At 66.4% G+C, this 16,797-nt stretch carries 18 protein-coding genes and 1 tRNA gene; 13 read left to right on the forward strand and 6 right to left on the reverse strand.

The window, feature by feature from the left end:
• Positions 1 to 7 precede the first annotated feature (7 nt).
• The 7 genes from mltG (at position 8) to ABB25_RS09895 (ending at position 6,728) form a co-directional block, all read left to right on the forward strand.
• On the forward strand, positions 8 to 1,072 hold the full coding sequence (mltG, locus tag ABB25_RS09865) for an endolytic transglycosylase MltG (protein ID WP_057666334.1): 1,065 nt from the start codon (positions 8 to 10) through the stop codon (positions 1,070 to 1,072).
• Positions 1,069 to 1,734, forward strand: a complete 666-nt coding sequence (gene tmk, locus ABB25_RS09870) for a dTMP kinase (protein WP_057666336.1) — start codon at positions 1,069 to 1,071, stop codon at positions 1,732 to 1,734. The genes mltG and tmk overlap by 4 nt, the downstream gene beginning before the upstream one ends.
• Entirely contained in the window at positions 1,731 to 2,687 is a 957-nt protein-coding gene (locus ABB25_RS09875) for a DNA polymerase III subunit delta' (protein ID WP_057666338.1), read from the forward strand. Before tmk ends, ABB25_RS09875 begins: the two co-directional genes overlap by 4 nt.
• The gene (locus ABB25_RS09880; RefSeq protein WP_057666340.1) at positions 2,684 to 3,037 is read left to right on the forward strand and encodes a PilZ domain-containing protein; all 354 of its coding nucleotides are present in this window, start codon (positions 2,684 to 2,686) and stop codon (positions 3,035 to 3,037) included. Before ABB25_RS09875 ends, ABB25_RS09880 begins: the two co-directional genes overlap by 4 nt.
• 64 nt (positions 3,038 to 3,101) lie before the next feature.
• Positions 3,102 to 3,176: transfer RNA gene (locus ABB25_RS09885), tRNA-Val, on the forward strand.
• Positions 3,177 to 3,706: 530 nt separating this feature from the next.
• A complete protein-coding gene (locus ABB25_RS09890) occupies positions 3,707 to 4,735 on the forward strand; it encodes an Lnb N-terminal periplasmic domain-containing protein (RefSeq protein WP_244477800.1) in 1,029 nt (342 codons plus the stop codon).
• A complete protein-coding gene (locus tag ABB25_RS09895) occupies positions 4,728 to 6,728 on the forward strand; it encodes an esterase/lipase family protein (protein ID WP_057666342.1) in 2,001 nt (666 codons plus the stop codon). Before ABB25_RS09890 ends, ABB25_RS09895 begins: the two co-directional genes overlap by 8 nt.
• Before the next feature lie 43 nt (positions 6,729 to 6,771).
• Here ABB25_RS09895 and ABB25_RS09900 read toward each other — a convergent pair whose 3' ends face one another.
• The 4 genes from ABB25_RS09900 to ABB25_RS09915 all read right to left on the reverse strand — a co-directional run bounded on the left by ABB25_RS09900 (position 6,772) and on the right by ABB25_RS09915 (position 10,460).
• Positions 6,772 to 7,179 carry a hypothetical protein gene (locus ABB25_RS09900; RefSeq protein ID WP_057666344.1) on the reverse strand — a complete coding sequence of 136 codons (408 nt, stop codon included), beginning with the start codon at positions 7,177 to 7,179 and terminating at the stop codon, positions 6,772 to 6,774.
• 41 nt (positions 7,180 to 7,220) lie between these two features.
• Positions 7,221 to 8,696, reverse strand: coding sequence for a phosphatase domain-containing putative toxin (locus ABB25_RS09905; RefSeq protein ID WP_057666345.1), 1,476 nt, complete (start codon positions 8,694 to 8,696; stop codon positions 7,221 to 7,223).
• Positions 8,697 to 8,876: 180 nt separating this feature from the next.
• Positions 8,877 to 9,695, reverse strand: coding sequence for a pyrroline-5-carboxylate reductase (proC, locus tag ABB25_RS09910; protein ID WP_057666347.1), 819 nt, complete (start codon positions 9,693 to 9,695; stop codon positions 8,877 to 8,879).
• 27 nt (positions 9,696 to 9,722) lie between these two features.
• On the reverse strand, positions 9,723 to 10,460 hold the full coding sequence (locus ABB25_RS09915) for a YggS family pyridoxal phosphate-dependent enzyme (protein WP_083488236.1): 738 nt from the start codon (positions 10,458 to 10,460) through the stop codon (positions 9,723 to 9,725).
• A gap of 38 nt (positions 10,461 to 10,498) precedes the next feature.
• On the opposite strand from ABB25_RS09915, the gene ABB25_RS09920 reads away from it, so the two are divergent.
• The 3 genes from ABB25_RS09920 to ABB25_RS09930 all read left to right on the forward strand — a co-directional run bounded on the left by ABB25_RS09920 (position 10,499) and on the right by ABB25_RS09930 (position 13,858).
• The gene (locus ABB25_RS09920) at positions 10,499 to 11,536 is read left to right on the forward strand and encodes a type IV pilus twitching motility protein PilT (protein WP_057666350.1); all 1,038 of its coding nucleotides are present in this window, start codon (positions 10,499 to 10,501) and stop codon (positions 11,534 to 11,536) included.
• Between the two features lie 78 nt (positions 11,537 to 11,614).
• Positions 11,615 to 12,745 (forward strand): PilT/PilU family type 4a pilus ATPase, encoded by a 1,131-nt coding sequence (locus tag ABB25_RS09925; protein ID WP_057666351.1) that lies wholly within the window; start codon positions 11,615 to 11,617, stop codon positions 12,743 to 12,745.
• A 438-nt stretch (positions 12,746 to 13,183) separates the two neighbouring features.
• The gene (locus ABB25_RS09930) at positions 13,184 to 13,858 is read left to right on the forward strand and encodes a YitT family protein (RefSeq protein ID WP_083488238.1); all 675 of its coding nucleotides are present in this window, start codon (positions 13,184 to 13,186) and stop codon (positions 13,856 to 13,858) included.
• Here ABB25_RS09930 and ABB25_RS09935 read toward each other — a convergent pair.
• Complete coding sequence (locus tag ABB25_RS09935; RefSeq protein WP_057666354.1) at positions 13,821 to 14,393, reverse strand: DNA-3-methyladenine glycosylase I; 573 nt, start codon at positions 14,391 to 14,393, stop codon at positions 13,821 to 13,823. The genes ABB25_RS09930 and ABB25_RS09935 overlap by 38 nt on opposite strands.
• A gap of 56 nt (positions 14,394 to 14,449) precedes the next feature.
• On the opposite strand from ABB25_RS09935, the gene ABB25_RS09940 reads away from it, so the two are divergent.
• Genes ABB25_RS09940 through ABB25_RS09950 form a run of 3 tightly spaced genes read left to right on the forward strand, consistent with a single transcriptional unit; the run spans position 14,450 to position 16,454 of the window.
• Positions 14,450 to 15,016 carry a YqgE/AlgH family protein gene (locus ABB25_RS09940; RefSeq protein ID WP_057666357.1) on the forward strand — a complete coding sequence of 189 codons (567 nt, stop codon included), beginning with the start codon at positions 14,450 to 14,452 and terminating at the stop codon, positions 15,014 to 15,016.
• A gap of 5 nt (positions 15,017 to 15,021) precedes the next feature.
• Positions 15,022 to 15,501, forward strand: coding sequence for a Holliday junction resolvase RuvX (ruvX, locus tag ABB25_RS09945; protein ID WP_057666359.1), 480 nt, complete (start codon positions 15,022 to 15,024; stop codon positions 15,499 to 15,501).
• Positions 15,498 to 16,454: an aspartate carbamoyltransferase catalytic subunit gene (locus ABB25_RS09950; protein ID WP_057666361.1), complete on the forward strand. Its 957-nt coding sequence runs from the start codon at positions 15,498 to 15,500 to the stop codon at positions 16,452 to 16,454. Before ruvX ends, ABB25_RS09950 begins: the two co-directional genes overlap by 4 nt.
• A 72-nt stretch (positions 16,455 to 16,526) precedes the next feature.
• Here ABB25_RS09950 and ABB25_RS09955 read toward each other — a convergent pair whose 3' ends face one another.
• Entirely contained in the window at positions 16,527 to 16,793 is a 267-nt protein-coding gene (locus ABB25_RS09955) for a hypothetical protein (RefSeq protein WP_057666363.1), read from the reverse strand.
• Between the last annotated feature and the right edge of the window lie 4 nt (positions 16,794 to 16,797).

Raw genomic sequence — 16,797 nt, forward strand, 5'->3', positions numbered from 1 at the left:
GCGCTTGATGGCCCCCCGTAAACGCGGTTGCCTACGCATTGTGCTGTTGCTGGTGCTGGCCTTGTTGCTGCTGGCCGCCGTACTGATCGGCTGGGGCTGGCAGGCGCAGAAGGTGTTTGCAGGGCAGCTACTGCAGCCGCGTGCCGAGAGCGTGATCATCGAGCCGGGCGACAGCTTCAGCCGGGTGCTGGCCAAACTGCGTGCCGCCGGCATCGACAACGGCCGGGACCAGCAATGGCAGCTGCTGGCGCGCCAGCTCGATGCGGCCGGCAAGCTCAAGGTCGGCGAATACGACCTGACCCAGCCGCTGACCGTGTCCGAGCTGTTGCTGCGGATGCGCAATGGCAAGGTGGTCCAGCACCGGCTCACCATCGTGGAGGGTTGGAACATCCGCCAGCTGCGCGCCGCACTTGCCCGCGCCACGCCGCTGGAACAAACCACCGCCGAGCTGGACGATGCCGCACTGATGGCGGCGCTGGGGTTTGAAGGGCAGCATCCGGAAGGCCGCTTCCTGCCGGAGACCTACGTCTACCAGCGTGGTGACAGCGATCTGGATGTGCTGCGGCGCGCGCACAAGGCGATGGCGCAGGCGCTGGAACAGGCGTGGCAGGGCCGGGCCGAGGGCCTGCCGCTGGACAGCCCCTACGAGCTGCTGACCCTGGCTTCGATCATCGAAAAGGAAACCGGACTGGCCGCCGAACGGCCGCAGATTGCCGGGGTGTTCGTACGCCGCTTGAAGCTGGGCATGCGCCTGCAGACCGACCCGACGGTGATCTATGGCCTGGGTTCGGCCTATGACGGCAATATCCGCAAGGTCGACCTGACCACCGACACCCCTTACAACACCTACACCCGCAGCGGCCTGACGCCGAGCCCGATCGCGATGCCCGGACGGGCTGCCCTGGAGGCTGCGGCCCATCCGGCCGAGGGTGATGCGCTGTATTTCGTTGCCATCGGTGACGGCAGCGGCGGCCATGTCTTTTCGTCCACCTATGCCCAGCACCAGGTGGCTGTGGCCGGTTACCTGCAGCGCCTGCGCCAGGCGCGCCAATCCAATGCCTTGCCACAATGAATGACGTTCTTCCGCGCCGCGCCCATCTGATCACCCTGGAAGGGGGCGAGGGCGCCGGTAAAAGCACCGCGCTGGCGACTGTGCGTGACTGCCTGCAGGCCGCCGGCTGCACCCTGGTGGTCAGCCGTGAACCGGGAGGCACGCCGCTGGCCGAGCAGCTGCGTGCGATGGTGCTGCACAGCAGCCGCCAGGACGATGCCGACGAGCGGCTGCATCCATCGGCCGAGTTGCTGATGGTGTTCGCCGCCCGCGCCCAGCATGTGGCCGAGGTGATCAACCCGGCATTGCAGCGCGGCGACTGGGTGCTGTGTGACCGTTTCACCGATTCCAGCTTTGCCTACCAGGGCGGCGGCCGTGGCCTGCCGGTGGACTGGATCGCGGATCTGGAACGGCGCGTGGTCGGCTTTGTTCCCGGTCTGACCCTGTGGCTGGATGTGCCGGTGGCCCTGGGCCGTTCGCGGGTACAGGGGCGCGGTGGTGTCCCGGACGCGATCGAGCGCGAGCACGATGCATTCTTCGAGCGGGTCCACGCCGGTTTTGCGGCACGGGTGGCGGCTGACCCGCAGCGTTTTGTCCGCATCGATGCCAGCGTGCCGCTGGAGCAGATGGTGGCCGAGGTAACCCGGGCGGTGAACGCCTATCTGGCGCAGGTCCGGCGATGAGTGCACTGACCCCGTGGCAGCAGGCCGTCTACGACCAGCTGATCAGCACCTGGCAGGCAGGCCGGCTCGGGCATGGCCTGCTGTTTACCGGCCCGGCAGGCATCGGCAAGCGTGCCGTGGCCCTGCAGATGGCGCGGCACCTGCTGTGCCAGGGCGCGCCGGCGGCGGCAGCGCGCAGCGCGCAGCTGCTCGATGCCGGAACCCACCCGGACCTGCAGCTGGTTTCCTTCATTGCCAACAAGACCGGTGACAAGCTGCGCACCGAGATCGTGATCGAGCAGATCCGCCAGGTCAGCCAGCAACTGGCGCTGACCCCGCAATACGGCCTGGCCCAGGTGGTCATCATCGAGCCGGCCGAGGCGATCAATACGGCCGCTGCCAATGCCCTGCTCAAGACCCTGGAAGAACCGTCACCCGGACGTTTTGTCTGGCTGCTGGCCAATGAGCCCGCGCGGCTGCCTGCAACCATCCGCAGCCGTTGCCAGAAGCTGGAATTCCGTTTGCCGCCGCGGCAGCAGGCGCTGGCCTGGCTGGCCAGCCAGGGGCACCCGGCCGAGCAGGCCACTGCCGCCCTGGCCGCCGCGCGCGGGCATCCGGGCCTGGCCGATGAATGGCTGGCCGGCGACGGCTGGGCGCTGCGCACTGAGGTGGCTGGCGAGCTGCAGCGTCTGGCCCGGGGCCAGGCCCGTGCCGCCGAGCTGGCTGCGCGCTGGAGTGGCGATGGGCAATTGGCACTGCGCCTGCGGCATGCCGCCGAATTGGCCCTGGAACATGCGCGCGAGCACGGGTTGACCGCGCCAGCGCGATTGCCCAAGCTGGCGGCCTGGTTTGATGCCGCCAATGCCTGCGCGCAGTTGCTGCGCACCACCGTACGTGCGGATCTGGCCTTGGTTGAATTGCTGATGGGGTGGCCGGCTGCTGCAGCCGGGCTGCCCGAGGGGAAGAAACAATGAGTGCACTCAACGCGCGCCAGGGCATCCTGTCGCTGGTGGTCAAGGACAAGCCGGCCCTGTATGCGGCCTACATGCCGTTTGTGAAAAATGGCGGCATCTTTGTTGCCACCGCCAAGCGTTATTTCCTGGGCGATGAAGTCTTCGTCCTGCTGACCCTTCCGGATTCGGCCGAGCGCCTGCCGGTGGCCGGCAAGGTGGTGTGGACCACGCCGATGGGCGCACAGGGCAACCGTTCGGCCGGCATCGGTGTGCAGCTGGCCGATGGCCCCGAGGGCGAGGCGATCCGCAACAAGATCGAGACCCTGCTGGCCGGCGCACTCGGCGCCGACAAGCCGACACAGACTATGTAAGAAAATTTTTCACAAAAGTGTTGACCTTCTTCCAGTAGCCTCTATAATTTGCCCATCGCGACACGGGCGGTTAGCTCAGCGGTAGAGCATTGCCTTCACACGGCAAGGGTCACAGGTTCGAACCCTGTATCGCCCACCACGCGAAACGAACTAAGCCACTGGAAACAGTGGCTTTTTTGTTGCCGCCAATGGCGGGGGGCATGAATCATGCACAGCCCAGGTGGCGCTGTGCTCCGGGTGCAATGCCGGCCCCGCTGTCGCCTGTCCAGGCGTGGCTGTTCCGGGTTCGCCAGCAGCGGCTCCACGATTGAAGGCCGCAGTTGCCGCCACGCTGCGCAATGGGCCCGGCATGCGCCGGGGCTGGATCAAACGCTGGGTGGGGCCAGAACCCTCTCTGTCCCCGGCCCGAGCCATCGGCTCCCCTCGGGATCGATCCGAGCGCCGAAGACGAGGGCCGTTGTCTGCTGCGGCCTCGCCACGCCGCCACGCTCACCACCGTTTCCCTGGCTGTACTGCCTGCAGCGGCACTCCCGCGGGTGTCGATCTGGCGCTGCGCGTTGGGCTTGCCAAGGGCTTGACTGTGGCCCGATGGTGAAGCTTTTGCCGATTCGGCGATGGAGCTGGCACGATGCTGTTCCTGGCTGGATGATGGGCGACTGGATCAAACCGATGCGACGAATGGGACGATGGCTGGTGCAGGTGCTGGTGATGCTGTTGGTCGCTGCCGTGGCGCTGTGGGGCGCAGGGGTGCTGCATTTCCATCTTTCCGGCATTGCCGGCGGGCTGCTGTTGCTGTGCTGGTCCGCGCTGTCGGTTGGATTGTTGCTGGCCTTGGCAGGCGCCAGCCAGCGCTGGCAGGGGCGGCTTGGCCTGGCCTTCATGCTCGGCCTGCTGGCGCTGGGCATCGGTTGGAACCAGATCACCCCGGCGCAGGACCGTGCCTGGGCCGATGACGTCGCCCGGCGCCTCCAGGTGCGCTCTTTCGATGGCCGCCATGTGGTGCTGGACAACGTGCGCAATTTCACCTGGCGCAGCGAACAGGACTACGACATCGCCTGGGAGCAGCGCCGCTATGACCTGGACCAGCTGCGCAGTGCCGATGTGCTGCTGTCTTACTGGATGGGTCCGGTGATTGCACACACGCTGGTTTCGTTTGGCTTTGCCGATGGCCGCCAGTTGGTGTTCTCGCTGGAGATCCGCAAGGAGCAGGGGGAGTCGTTTGATGCGCTGGCCGGTTTTTTCCGTCGCTATGAAATGACCCTGGTCGCTGCCGACGAGCGCGATATCGTCGCCACCCGGACCAATGCCCGCGGCGAAGAAGTCTATCTGTACCGGGTCAGTGGCTTGCGGGGAAAGGCGCTGCGTGATCTGTTCGTGGCCTATCTGCGCAAGGCCCAGGAGCTGGATCGGCAGCCGGCCTTCTACAACAGCCTGACCAGCAACTGCACCACGATTGTCTGGGCGCTGGCGCGCAGCATCAATGCCGACCTGCCGTTGGATTGGCGGCTGCTGGCCTCCGGTTATCTTGCCGGTTACCTGCAGCAGCTGGGGGCATTGGCGCCGGGCCATGAGCAGGCCGAGCTGCAACAGCGCGGGCGCATTACCCAGCGCGCCCGCGCCGATGGCGGCAGCACGCTGTTTTCGCAACGCATCCGCCAGGGTGTTCCGGGAATTGATCAGGGAGAGACCGATGAATAGACACTGCAGGCAGCAACCATGGCTGCGTCTGGTGCTGCTGTTGCTGTTGCTGCCCCTGGCAGGTGGTTGTGCCATGGTCAAGCTGCGCACGGTAGCGACGCCGGATTTCACCGTGGCCAAGCGTGCCGATGTGCTCAGCAGTGGCCAGCTGGGCGCTGCCACCCGGGAAGCCCTGCAGGTGATTGGTATCGATCCGGCGCTCTGCGGCCAGCAGGCCAGTGACTGCATCACCCCGATGAGCCAGCGCCCCGGGGTGGATACCGAGGTGCGCCTGGCAGCACTGGCCGAGTTGTGGACGCTGGTTGCGTTGAACCAGGTCCAGGCAGACCGCAAGGCCGGTGTCACCGCTTCGCTTGCCAGTCACCAGGCCTGGCTGGAAGCGGCACGCCATGCCTACGCCTACCTGTTTTTTTCCGGGCGCAGCCCCGCCCAGCGGGCGCTGGAGGACCGCCAGCTGCAGGTGCGCGATTACTACAACACCGCGGTGGAGCAGGTCACCGCGGTGCTGTTTGAACGCGCCCGCGAACAGGCGGCCAACGGCGGCAGCGGCACCCAGCTGCAGCTGGCCGAACAGGGCTGGAAAATTACCGCGCGCTATGACCAACTGGGCCTGCGCAGTGTCCCGCGGGCGATGATGGCCGCTTCCAGCATCAGCTTTGCCGGCCTGCGCAGCAGCTACCGCCGTGATGGCTTTGGTGCCGAGCTGGTGGTGGAGATGGAGCCGCCGCAGCTGGCGCTGCCGATGGACGCCGCCGAGCCGGAAGAAGGGCCGCGACGGGTCGAGGACATCCCGGTGTTCAGTGAGATGCCGGCGGTCAATGCCACCGCCGTGCTGCGCTTTGCCGGCAATACGCTGGAACAGGTGCTGGCCTCGCGCGAGCTCGACCTGGAGGTCTATGCCCCCGAGCGCACCGCCAGCATCATCCTGCAGGGCCATAGCGTTCCGCTGGCGGCCAATTACACCGCCGCCTACGGTCTGTGGCTGGCCAACTCGGGCTTTGCGGTGGAGTCGCTGCGCACCCTGTTCGGCCGCGGCCAGGGGATAGCCCGGCCGCATATCTACCTGATGCAGCCGTATGACCCTGACAAGCGGATCATCTTCCTGCTGCACGGGCTGGCCAGCAGTCCGGAGGCCTGGGTCAACCTGGTCAATGAAGTGACCGGGGACAAGGTATTGCGTGAGCATTACCAGGTCTGGTCGGTGTATTACCCGACCAATGCCCCGATCGGTTTGAACCGTTACACCATTTCGCGGGCACTGAATCGCACCCTGGCCCACTTCGACCCGCAGGGTACTGCCGTTGCCAGCCAGGACATGGTGTTTGTCGGGCACTCGATGGGCGGGGTGCTGGCCCGCCTGATGCTCAGCACGCCTGGCGATGCCCTGCTGTCTTCGGTGGTGGAGGGCTTTGAGCTGCGCGGGGATCGTCGCCAGCAGGCGCAGCGGCGGCTGGCGCCGCTGCTGCGCTATCAGCCCGAGGCCAATGTGAGCCGTGCGGTTTTCATCGCCACGCCACACCAGGGGACGGATATCGCCACCAGTGGCCTGGGCAACTTCATTGGCAAGTTCGTGCGCTTGCCGCTGACAATTCTTGGCGGTTTTGCCGATGTGGTGCAGCTGCTGGCCGACCCGGATGCCACGGCCGACAGTGATGACCCGCCGGCCAGGCCCAAGCTGCCCAACAGCATCGACAACCTCAAGGCGAGCAACCCATTCATCCGGGTTGCGGCAGGCCTGCCAGTGCGCCGCGGGCTGCCCTATCACTCGATCATTGCCCGCCGCGACCCGGCGGTGGCGTTGGCCCAGTCCGATGATGGGCTGGTGCCTTATTGGAGCGCCCACTTGGCAGGCGCTGAATCAGAGAAGGTGATCACGGCCTGGCACAGCGTGCAGGAAACCCCGGAGGCCGTGCTGGAAGTGCGGCGCATCCTGCACCAGGAGCTGGCAGAAAACGGTGACCTGCCAGCGGGCCTGCCCGGCGCAGGGCGGTAAGGCCTGGCCACCCAGGCCGCGGCGGGTGCCGCGGCCGCTGGATTCAGACCGCCGCTTCGATTTCCGGCATCGCCAGGCGGGCCTTGGTCAGTGCCATGCCCAGGTTGGCGGTGCGCCGGCAGACAAACACCATTACATAGCTGGGGTAACGCTTGCCACGCATGAACACGTGGATCAGGTTTTCGCTGTTGACGATGATTTCCTGGAAATAGTGCGCGCCTTCACCCTCGGGCAGGCCACGGGCGCGGCGGAACAGCTGCTCGATCATGCGCACGTTCGGGCCCTCGTACAGGTCGGCCGTTGCCGCGGCGACCAGGTCCAGTACCTCGCGCGGATGCGAATCCACGGTACGCACCGACAGCAGCATGCCGGAGGAAATATCGACGTAGCCGGCGGCCAGGCATTCGGGAATGGAGGCAACGGATTTTTGAATGATGGAGTCAAGTGACATCGGGGAGCGTCCTTCTGGAAACGGGGGGGATGAGGTGTGGATCAGAGCTCGGGGGCGCGGATGAGCAGGTTGGTTTCCAGCTCGTGCAGCAGTTGCTCCTGTGCGGCCGACTGCACGAAGCCCGGCTCGATCAGGCGCAGGCGGCGCAGCGCTTCATCGGCGGTCAGCCCCTGGCGGATCAGCCAGCTGGCCAGCACCGTGCCGGTGCGGCCAAGACCGGCCAGGCAGTGCACGGCAACCACTTCTTCCTGATCAATCAGACGCTCGATCTTGACCAGCAGCATCTTCATCCACATCAGTGGCGGTGCATGGCGGTCTTCCACCGGCATGTGCAGGGTGCGCAGCCCGGCAGCGGGAATGGCGGTCTGCGTCATCGGCTTTTCGGTCAGGTTGACCAGCACACTGACGCCGACACTGCGCAGCAGGGCCAGATCATGTTCCAGCGGCAGTACCGCGCCGGGCATCGGGCAACCGGCCAGCTTGCCCGGCACCAGCCAGTGGAAGCCATTCGGGCCGCGGCTGGCCGGCGCCGTTGCCGCCGCTGGCGCGCTGGCTGTCAACGGCAGCGGTGCGCTGGGCAGGATCGGGCCGGGAGTGGCCGGCGTGACAGCAAGTGCGGGGGCATCGGCCGCGGGCGGGGCCTGCGCCGCCGGCACGGTTGCCGTGCCCGGCGTGCTCGGCGTGCCGATGGCGCTGACGATGGCCGGTTCCAGTTCTTCGGGGCGGCTGTCCGGAGCGGGCACATGGCAGCTGCCGGTGCGCAGGAACTGTGCCAGTACCGGATGATTGTCGGGATTGGCAAAGAAGGCGTCGCGTTCGGCACTCACCTGGACCCGGCCGCCGGCCAGCAGCACCAGGCGGTCGGCAATCCCACGGGCCTGCTGCTGGTTGTGCAGCACCACCAGGCAGGTATGCGTGGCACCCAGGGCCTGGATCAGCGCCAGCACCACCGCGCTCTGTGCCGGCTCCAGGTCGCTGGTGGGCTCATCAATCAGCAGCACCGGGCTGCCGGTCAGTACCGCACGCAGAATCAGCGCGCAGCGCATCTGCTCGCGTGGCAGGTCGAACAGGCGCTGTTCCAGCTGTGCGATCAGTGCCGATTGGCCGTAGTGCTCGAGCACGGCCAGTGCCCGCTGGCGCATCTGTGCCGGGGTCTGTGTCACGCCGCTGCCACGCTGGGCGGCTATCAATGTATCGAGCACACTGAAATCCAGCTCGCGCGGATGCTGCTGGGCCAGCGCCGGCAGCTTTGCGGCGGTGTGCAGTGGCTGGCCATCGAGCAGCAGGCTGCCGCTGCTCAGTGCATGGGCGCCATGTTGCCCGGCCAGGGTTTTGAGCAGGGTGGACTTGCCGGTGCCGCCCGGGCCCATCAGCACGGTCACCCCGGGGCCACGGATGGCCAGGGTGATCCGGGCAAGAATCGTGCGCGTGCCGAATTGGATGCCCCAATCGACAAAATCAATCTGTCCTGACAGTGCGCTGGAGGCACCGTCGGGGCATGCAGAATGTAGGGTCATTGACAATCCCGAAACGTGGTTCTTGCCGCTGCCAACCTCCTGGCAGCCTCCTGTACTGGCCGTGCAACAGGATTTCAAAACAGAAAAGCCTGGTCGGGCTGGATTATATCGCGTTCGGCGCGCACGCCCTTGAGAGGCGGCATGCGCGGTGGGAAATGCGGCAGCCTGCCGTTGCGATGCTCAGCCTGCCCCGGCCAGCTGGCGGCCGCGTTCGCTGGCGGCCTCGACGGCACGGGCGATCAATCCACCCAATCCCCCCTCAGCCAATACTTCCAGGGCCGCCTGGGTGGTGCCGTTGGGCGAGGTCACTGCCTGCCGCAGCTGGCCCGGGGATTGCCCGGTTTCGGCCAGCATCCGGCCGGCGCCGATGATGGTCTGCACCACCAGCTGATGGGCGCTGTCCGCATCCAGCCCCTGTGCCACCGCCGCCGCCTCCATGGCCTCGGCCAGGGCGAAGACATAGGCCGGGCCGGAGCCGGAGACGGCAGTGACCGCATCCATCAGCGTCTCGTGCTCGATCCAGCGCACCTGGCCTGCGGCCTGCAGGATGCGCTGGGCCAGTGCCCGCTGCGCTGCCGGCACGCTGGGGTCGGCATACAGGCCGGTCATGCCGGCACCGAGCAGCGCCGGAGTATTGGGCATGGCGCGCACGACCAGCGCATGCGCGCCCAGCCACTGTTGCAGCCGGGCCGTGGTGATGCCGGCGGCAATGGAAATCACCAGCTTGCCGGGGGCCAGGCGTGCGGCCAGTTCGCTGCAGACGCTGGCCATCACCTGTGGTTTGACCGCCAGCAGCCAGCTGCCGGCATCCAGCCGGGCGCTGGCGATGCTGTCAGCCACCGTGATGCCGTACTGCTGGTGCAGGCTCTCACGCAGTGTGGCCTGCGGTTCGATGACCTCGATGGCCGCGGGAGCGGTGCCGGAATGGATCAGGCCTGCAATCAGGCTGCGCGCCATGTTGCCGCCGCCGATGAAACTGACCAGTCGCGAAGGGGACATAACAGGTTCCTTGTGGGTGCGGATGACTCAGGCCGAGGTGGCCCTGGGAGGGCGGGCGCCAAACAGCGCGCTGCCGACCCGCACCAGGGTGGCACCGGTACTGACGGCCTGGGGAAAATCGGCGCTCATCCCCAGAGAGAGGGTATCCACCTGCGGGTAGCGCGCCTGCAACGCACGCTGGTGCGCGGCCATGGCCTGGAACGCCGGCAGTGACTGCGTCGGGTCGGTGTGCGGGCGCGGAATGGCCATCAGCCCGCGCAGCTGCAGCCGTGGCTGGGCGGCGATCAGCTCGGCCAGCGGCAGGATCTGCTCCGGAGCACAGCCATGCTTGCTGTCCTCGTCATCAATATTGACCTGGATCAGGACATTCAGCGGCGGCAGCGCGGGCGGACGATGGCGGGCCAGCGCGGCGACCAGCTTGGGGCGGTCAACGCTCTGCACCCAGTCAAAATGCCGGGCGGCCAGGTCGGCCTTGTTGGACTGCAGGTGGCCGATCAGGTGCCATTCCAGGCCCAGGCCGGCCAGCTCGCCGATCTTGTCCACCGCTTCCTGCACATAGTTTTCACCGAAGGCGCGTTGCCCCTGCGCCGCCAGCGCGGCGATCGCACTGGCCGGCTGGGTTTTGGACACCGCCAACAACCGTGCCGGCGGCCGGCCGGTGGCCGCTGCCAGCTGCGCCAGCTGGGCCTGGATCGAAGACAGAGAACTGAGGGACACGTTATTTCCAGCTTCCGGAAGGAGGCTATACTGCCGCCTGGGGACCATTCCTTCCAGCCAACGGCTATACAGGGGATACAAAACACATGGATATCGCCGAACTCCTGGCGTTCTCGGTAAAGAACAAAGCATCCGACCTGCACCTGTCTGCAGGCCTGCCGCCGATGATCCGCGTGGATGGTGATGTCCGTCGCATCAACATCCCGGCGCTGGACCACAAGCAGGTGCACGCGCTGGTCTACGACATCATGAGCGACAAGCAGCGCCGTGATTACGAGGAATTCCTCGAGGTCGACTTCTCCTTCGAGATTCCCTCGCTGGCGCGCTTCCGTGTCAATGCGTTCAACCAGAACCGCGGCGCCGGTGCGGTGTTCCGTACCATTCCCTCCGAGGTGCTGACCCTGGAAGACCTGGCCTGCCCGCCGATCTTCCGTGAGCTGATCGAGCAGCCGCAGGGCCTGATCCTGGTCACCGGCCCGACCGGCTCGGGCAAGTCGACCACGCTGGCGGCGATGATCGACCACATCAACAAGAACGAATACGGCCACATCCTCACCGTCGAGGACCCGATCGAATTCGTGCACACCCCGCAGAAGTGCCTGATCAACCAGCGCGAAGTGCACCGTGATACCCACGGTTTCAACGAGGCGCTGCGCTCGGCCCTGCGCGAGGACCCGGACATCATCCTGGTCGGCGAGTTGCGTGACCTGGAAACCATCCGCTTGGCGCTGACCGCCGCCGAAACCGGCCACCTGGTGTTCGGCACCCTGCATACCAGCTCGGCGGCCAAGACCATCGACCGCATCATCGACGTGTTCCCGGCCGGCGAAAAGCCGATGGTGCGCTCGATGCTGTCCGAATCTCTGCGCGCGGTGATCTCGCAGGCGCTGCTGAAGAAGGTTGGCGGCGGCCGGATTGCCTCGCACGAGATCATGGTGGCCACCCCGGCCATCCGGAACCTGATCCGCGAGGACAAGGTCGCGCAGATGTACTCGGCGATCCAGACCGGCCAGGCGATGGGCATGCAGACCCTGGACCAGAACCTGCAGGACCTGGTCAAGCGCAGCCTGATCACCCGCAACCAGGCCCGCGAGTACGCCAAGGACAAGCGCATCTTTGAATGAGCCAGGCAGGGCCTGCACCTGGCGGTGCAGGCACCTGGTTGGCAGCGCCGTTATTGCAGTCACTTGCCGGAGTAGCCCATGAGCAGCCTCGACTTCACTTCCTTTCTCAAGCTGATGGCGCACCAGAAGGCGTCGGACCTGTTCATCACCGCCGGCATGCCGCCGGCAATGAAGGTGCACGGCAAGATCAGCCCGATCACCCAGACCCCGCTCACGGCCCAGCAAAGCCGTGACCTGGTGCTCAACGTGATGAACCCCAAGCAGCGCGAGGAGTTTGAAAAGACCCACGAATGCAACTTCGCCATCGGCGTGGCCGGGGTGGGGCGCTTCCGTGTCAGCTGCTTCTACCAGCGCAACCAGGTGGGCATGGTGCTGCGCCGGATTGAAACGCGCATCCCGACCGTGGAAGAGCTCAACCTGCCGCCGGTGATCAAATCGCTGGCGATGACCAAGCGCGGCATCATCCTGCTGGTCGGTGCCACCGGTACCGGTAAATCGACCACGCTGGCGGCGATGATCGGCTACCGCAACCAGAATTCTTCCGGGCACATCATCACCATCGAGGACCCGATCGAATTCGTGCACAAGCACGCCGGCTGCATCATCACCCAGCGCGAGGTCGGCATCGATACCGACAGCTGGGAGGCGGCACTGAAGAACACCCTGCGCCAGGCCCCGGACGTGATCATGATCGGCGAGGTGCGCACCCGCGAGGGCATGGACCACGCCATCGCCTTTGCCGAAACCGGCCACCTGGTGCTGTGCACCCTGCATGCCAACAACGCCAACCAGGCGATGGACCGCATGATCAACTTCTTCCCGGAAGACCGCCGCAACCAGCTGCTGATGGATCTGTCGCTGAACCTGAAGGGCGTGGTCGCCCAGCAGTTGGTTCCCACCCCCGACGGCAAGGGGCGCAAGGCGGCGATGGAAATCCTGCTCGGCACCCCGTTGGTGCAGGACTACATCCGCGACGGTGAAATCCACAAGCTCAAGGAAGTGATGAAGGAATCGGTCCAGCTGGGCATGAAGACCTTCGACCAGAGCCTGTTCGAGCTGTACCAGGCCGGCGAGATCAGCTACGACGACGCGCTGCGCTTTGCCGACTCGCAGAACGAGGTGCGCCTGCGCATCAAGCTGTCCCAGGGCGGCGATGCCAAGACCCTGGCCCAGGGCATGGACGGGGTGGAGATCGCCGAGCTGCGCTGACGGCGCCGATTGTCCGCTGGCTTGCGGCCCTGGCCGCTTGCCCAGATCGGCCGGCTCATTTCGATGTGTTTACCGGCGTCGGGTCCTGCCCGGCGCCGTTTTTGTTGTGGCAGTGAGCGGCCGGCCGGCGTGTGGTACCAGGGGGTGGCCAGCGCCGGGTCATCGCTGCCGGCGGGACAGTTCACCGCATCGCAGCGGCGCCATCGCAGCGGCACCGCCGTCTGCAAGCCCGCGCAGGGCATGAGCTTGCGCGGTTTGCGCCGCTCCTGGGGCGAAGGCCGCCACGCCAGTGCAGGGCAGGGCATTCGCTGGTGGCACCGGGAATAAAGGCAGCCGTCGATGAGGGCGGCGGGCGGCGCCAGGTGTTAATGTGCGAGTGCAGCAAAATTGGTTGCAATTGTGTCTAATACCCATCCCCCCGCGTACGATCCTGCTGGCATGCCCGCGTCCGTTCCTCCGGCCGCCGATCCGGCCGTTGCTTCGACTCCGATCTCCCGTGTGCAGGTGCCTGGCAGCGGTCATGGCGTGATCGATGACCTCCAGGGCCTGCTGCTGGCGACCCTGGTCAGTTCGATGGGCCTGGCGATCCTGGCCCATGACAACCTGCTGGTCGGCGGCATGGCCGGGCTGTCGCTGTTGCTGCACTACCAGTTCGACTGGCCGTTTTCGCTGGTGTTCGTGCTCGGCAACCTGCCTTTCTACTGGCTTTCGATCCGCCGCATGGGCTGGGAATTCACCCTGAAGACCTTTCTTGCCGTTGCCGCCTGCGGGGCGCTGACCGACCTGCTGCCGCAATGGATCGACATCACCTTCAGTGGTGACAGCGCGCTGATGTCGGCGGTGATCGGCGGCTGCCTGACCGGCCTGGGGATCTTGTTCTTTATCCGTCACCGCGCGTCACTGGGCGGGATCGGCATCCTGGCGATCTACCTGCAGCAGTCGCGTGGCTGGAATGCCGGCGTGTTCCAGCTGGTCTACGACCTGCTGCTGATGGCAGTGGCCTTGCTGGTGCTTCCGGCCAGCAACGTGGCCTACTCGGTGATCGGCGCGGTGCTGATCGGTATCGTGCTCGGCTTCAACCATCGTCCCGGGCGTTATCACGGGCGCTGCTGAGCGTCTGCGCCCAGGGAGCACCGGCGGCAATGCTGCGTGCGTACTGTGGGCATTCCGGCACATGCGCCCCCGGCAGCCAGCCCAGGCTCATCAGGAATTCGCCGGTGATCTCCCCGCCGGTAAAGCGGAAGGTTTTCCGGAACAGCGCGACCCACGCCGGCTTGTCCAGCGGGTGGTGGTGCTGCAGCCAGGCGTGGAAACCACCGTGGCTCAGGCGCAGTTGCTGAATCACTTGGGCGTTGTGGATGGCGGCGGCGATCTTGAGCCGGTTGCGGATGATGCCCGGATCGCCCAGCAGCCGCTGCACCTGGGCCGGCCCGTAAGCGGCCACGCGATCGACATCAAAGCCGTCATAGGCACGCTGGAAGTGCGCACGCTTGGCCAGAATGGTCTGCCAGCTCAAGCCGGCCTGGTTGATTTCCAGCACCAGCCGTTCAAACAGCACCGGCTCCTGGTGCTGGACAAAGCCATATTCGTGGTCATGGTAGGGGCCATGCAGGGCATGGCCGGGAGCAATCTGACAATAACTGGACATGAGTCTGCCGCCCCTGGGTACGGCCGAAAGCCATCGCAAGACGATAGAATGAACCCATGTCTGCTTCTTCGCTCCATCTGGCCAACCATCTCCTGGTCGCAGCCCCCTCGCTGCAGCAGGAGCCCTTCGCCCGTGGCGTGGCGCTGATCTGCCAGCATGATGCGCAAGGGGCGATGGCGGTGCTGGTCAACCAGCCTTCGGAGTACACCCTGGGCGAGGTCTTTGCCCAAATCGGCATCGACAGTGATGACCCTGCGCTGCAGGCGGTGCCGGTGCTCAATGGTGGCCCGGTGCACAGCGAACGTGGTTTTGTCATCCACGATGACGCGCGCGATTGGGGCTCGAGCCTGACCGTGGCCGATGGCCTGTACCTGACCACCTCGCGCGACATCCTGCAGGCGATGGCCCAGGGCAATGGCCCGCGCAATGTGGTGGTGGCGCTGGGCTGTGCCGGCTGGGGGCCGGGTCAGCTGGAGGCCGAGCTGGCCGAGAACAGCTGGCTGACCGTGCCGGCGGCCAGCTCGATCCTGTTCGATCTGCCCTTGGCCCAGCGCTGGCATGGCGCGGCCAACCTGCTTGGCGTGGACATGACCCACCTGACCGACTACAGCGGCAGGGCCTGAAAACCATGGGCACGATCGCCGCCGATGCCACGGTTCTGGGGTTTGATGTCGGCTCACGCCGCATCGGGGTGGCCATCGGCTCGGCGTTTGCACTGTCGGCGCGTGCCATTGCGGTGGTGGAAATCCCCGCCGCCGGGATTGACTGGGCGGCGCTGGACCGGTTGCTCGCCGAATGGCGGCCACAGGGCCTGGTGGTCGGTGACCCGCTGACCCTGGAAGGCGAGGACCAGCCCAACCGCAAGCGTGCCCACGCCTTTGCACGCCAGCTGCTGGCCCGCTATGCGTTGCCGGTGGTGCTGGTGGATGAACGTTCTTCCTCCATCGAGGCGGCCCGTCGTTTCGCGCAGCAGCGCGCCGCCGGGCACAAGCGCCGGCGCGATGCGGCCAGCCTCGACGCGGTCGCCGCGGCGGTGATCATCGAGCGCTGGCTCGATGCCCCCGGCGATGCCACCCCGGTTTCCCTGGCTCCCCACGTCCCAACATGACTGCCCAGCAATTGGATTCAAACGGCCGCCTTCGTCACCTGCTCACCCTGGAGGGGATGCCCCGTCCCGTTCTGGAGGATCTGCTGGAAAAGGCCCAGGCCTGCCACGACAGCGCCATCGGGCGCGCGCAGGACGGTCGTCAGGCCCTGGCCGGTACGGCCGTGTGCACGCTGTTCTTCGAGCCGTCCACCCGTACCCGCTCCTCCTTCACCCTGGCCGCCCAGCGTCTGGGGGCCGATGTGATGTCCTTCGATGCCTCCACCTCCTCGGCCAAGAAGGGCGAGACCGATACCGACACCCTGCGCAACCTGGAAGCGATGGGCGTGCGCGGCTTCGTCATCCGCCACCCCGACGACGGCGCGGTGGCGCGCCTGGCCGGCGTGGTCCAGCCCGGCACCTGCCTGCTCAATGCCGGTGATGGCCGTTCCGGCCACCCGACCCAGGGCCTGCTGGACATGCTGACCATCCGCCAGGCCAAGGGCGCGGATTTTTCCGCGCTCAAGGTAATGATCGTCGGCGATGTGAAGCACTCGCGGGTGGCGCGTACCGATCTGCACGCGCTGCGCGCCCTCGGGGCCGGAGAAATCCGCGTCTGTGGTCCGGCCAACCTGCTGCCCGGGGCCGATGACCCGGTACTGGCCGGCTGCACCGTGGGCGATGACTTCGATGCGATGCTCGACGGGGTCGATGTGCTGATGATGCTGCGTCTGCAGCACGAGCGCATGAGCGAGGGCCTGGTGCCGTCGCTGGAGGCCTACCACGCGCGCTGGGGGCTGACTGCCGAGCGCCTGCGCCGGGCCGCCTCCGGCGCCATCGTGATGCATCCGGGCCCGATCAACCGCGGGGTGGAGGTCACCGACGAGGTCGCCGATGGGTCCCAATCCTGGATCCTTCGCCAGGTAGCCAACGGCGTGGCCGTACGCATGGCCGCGTTGCAGGCCCTGCTGGGCTGAGCGGGAAGCCGCTGCTGCGCACACAGTACAAAGGCGCCGACAGGCGCCTTTGTCATTGCCGGGCGGAGGGTGTCAGTGCCCGCGGCTGGCGAATGCTTCCAGCAGGGCAAGCTGTTCAATGGCCTCGGCATGCCCGGCAGCGGCGGCGGCCTGGACCTGCGCCAGGTCCGGGTGGCTGACCACCAGCAGCAGGCACTCGCATTGCGGGCAGCTGTATTCGCTCTGCTCGCGGTGCGGCTCCAGGCTCATGCCCACGCTGTCGCCTTCCCATTCGCAGGCCGGGCAGGCCTGGCGCTGGTCACGCCAGGCGCTGAAGTAGTTGTCGATCATCCGGGTCATCGTC

Origin of the sequence: Stenotrophomonas koreensis, from assembly GCF_001431525.1 — a bacterium.
Classification (GTDB): domain Bacteria; phylum Pseudomonadota; class Gammaproteobacteria; order Xanthomonadales; family Xanthomonadaceae; genus Stenotrophomonas; species Stenotrophomonas koreensis.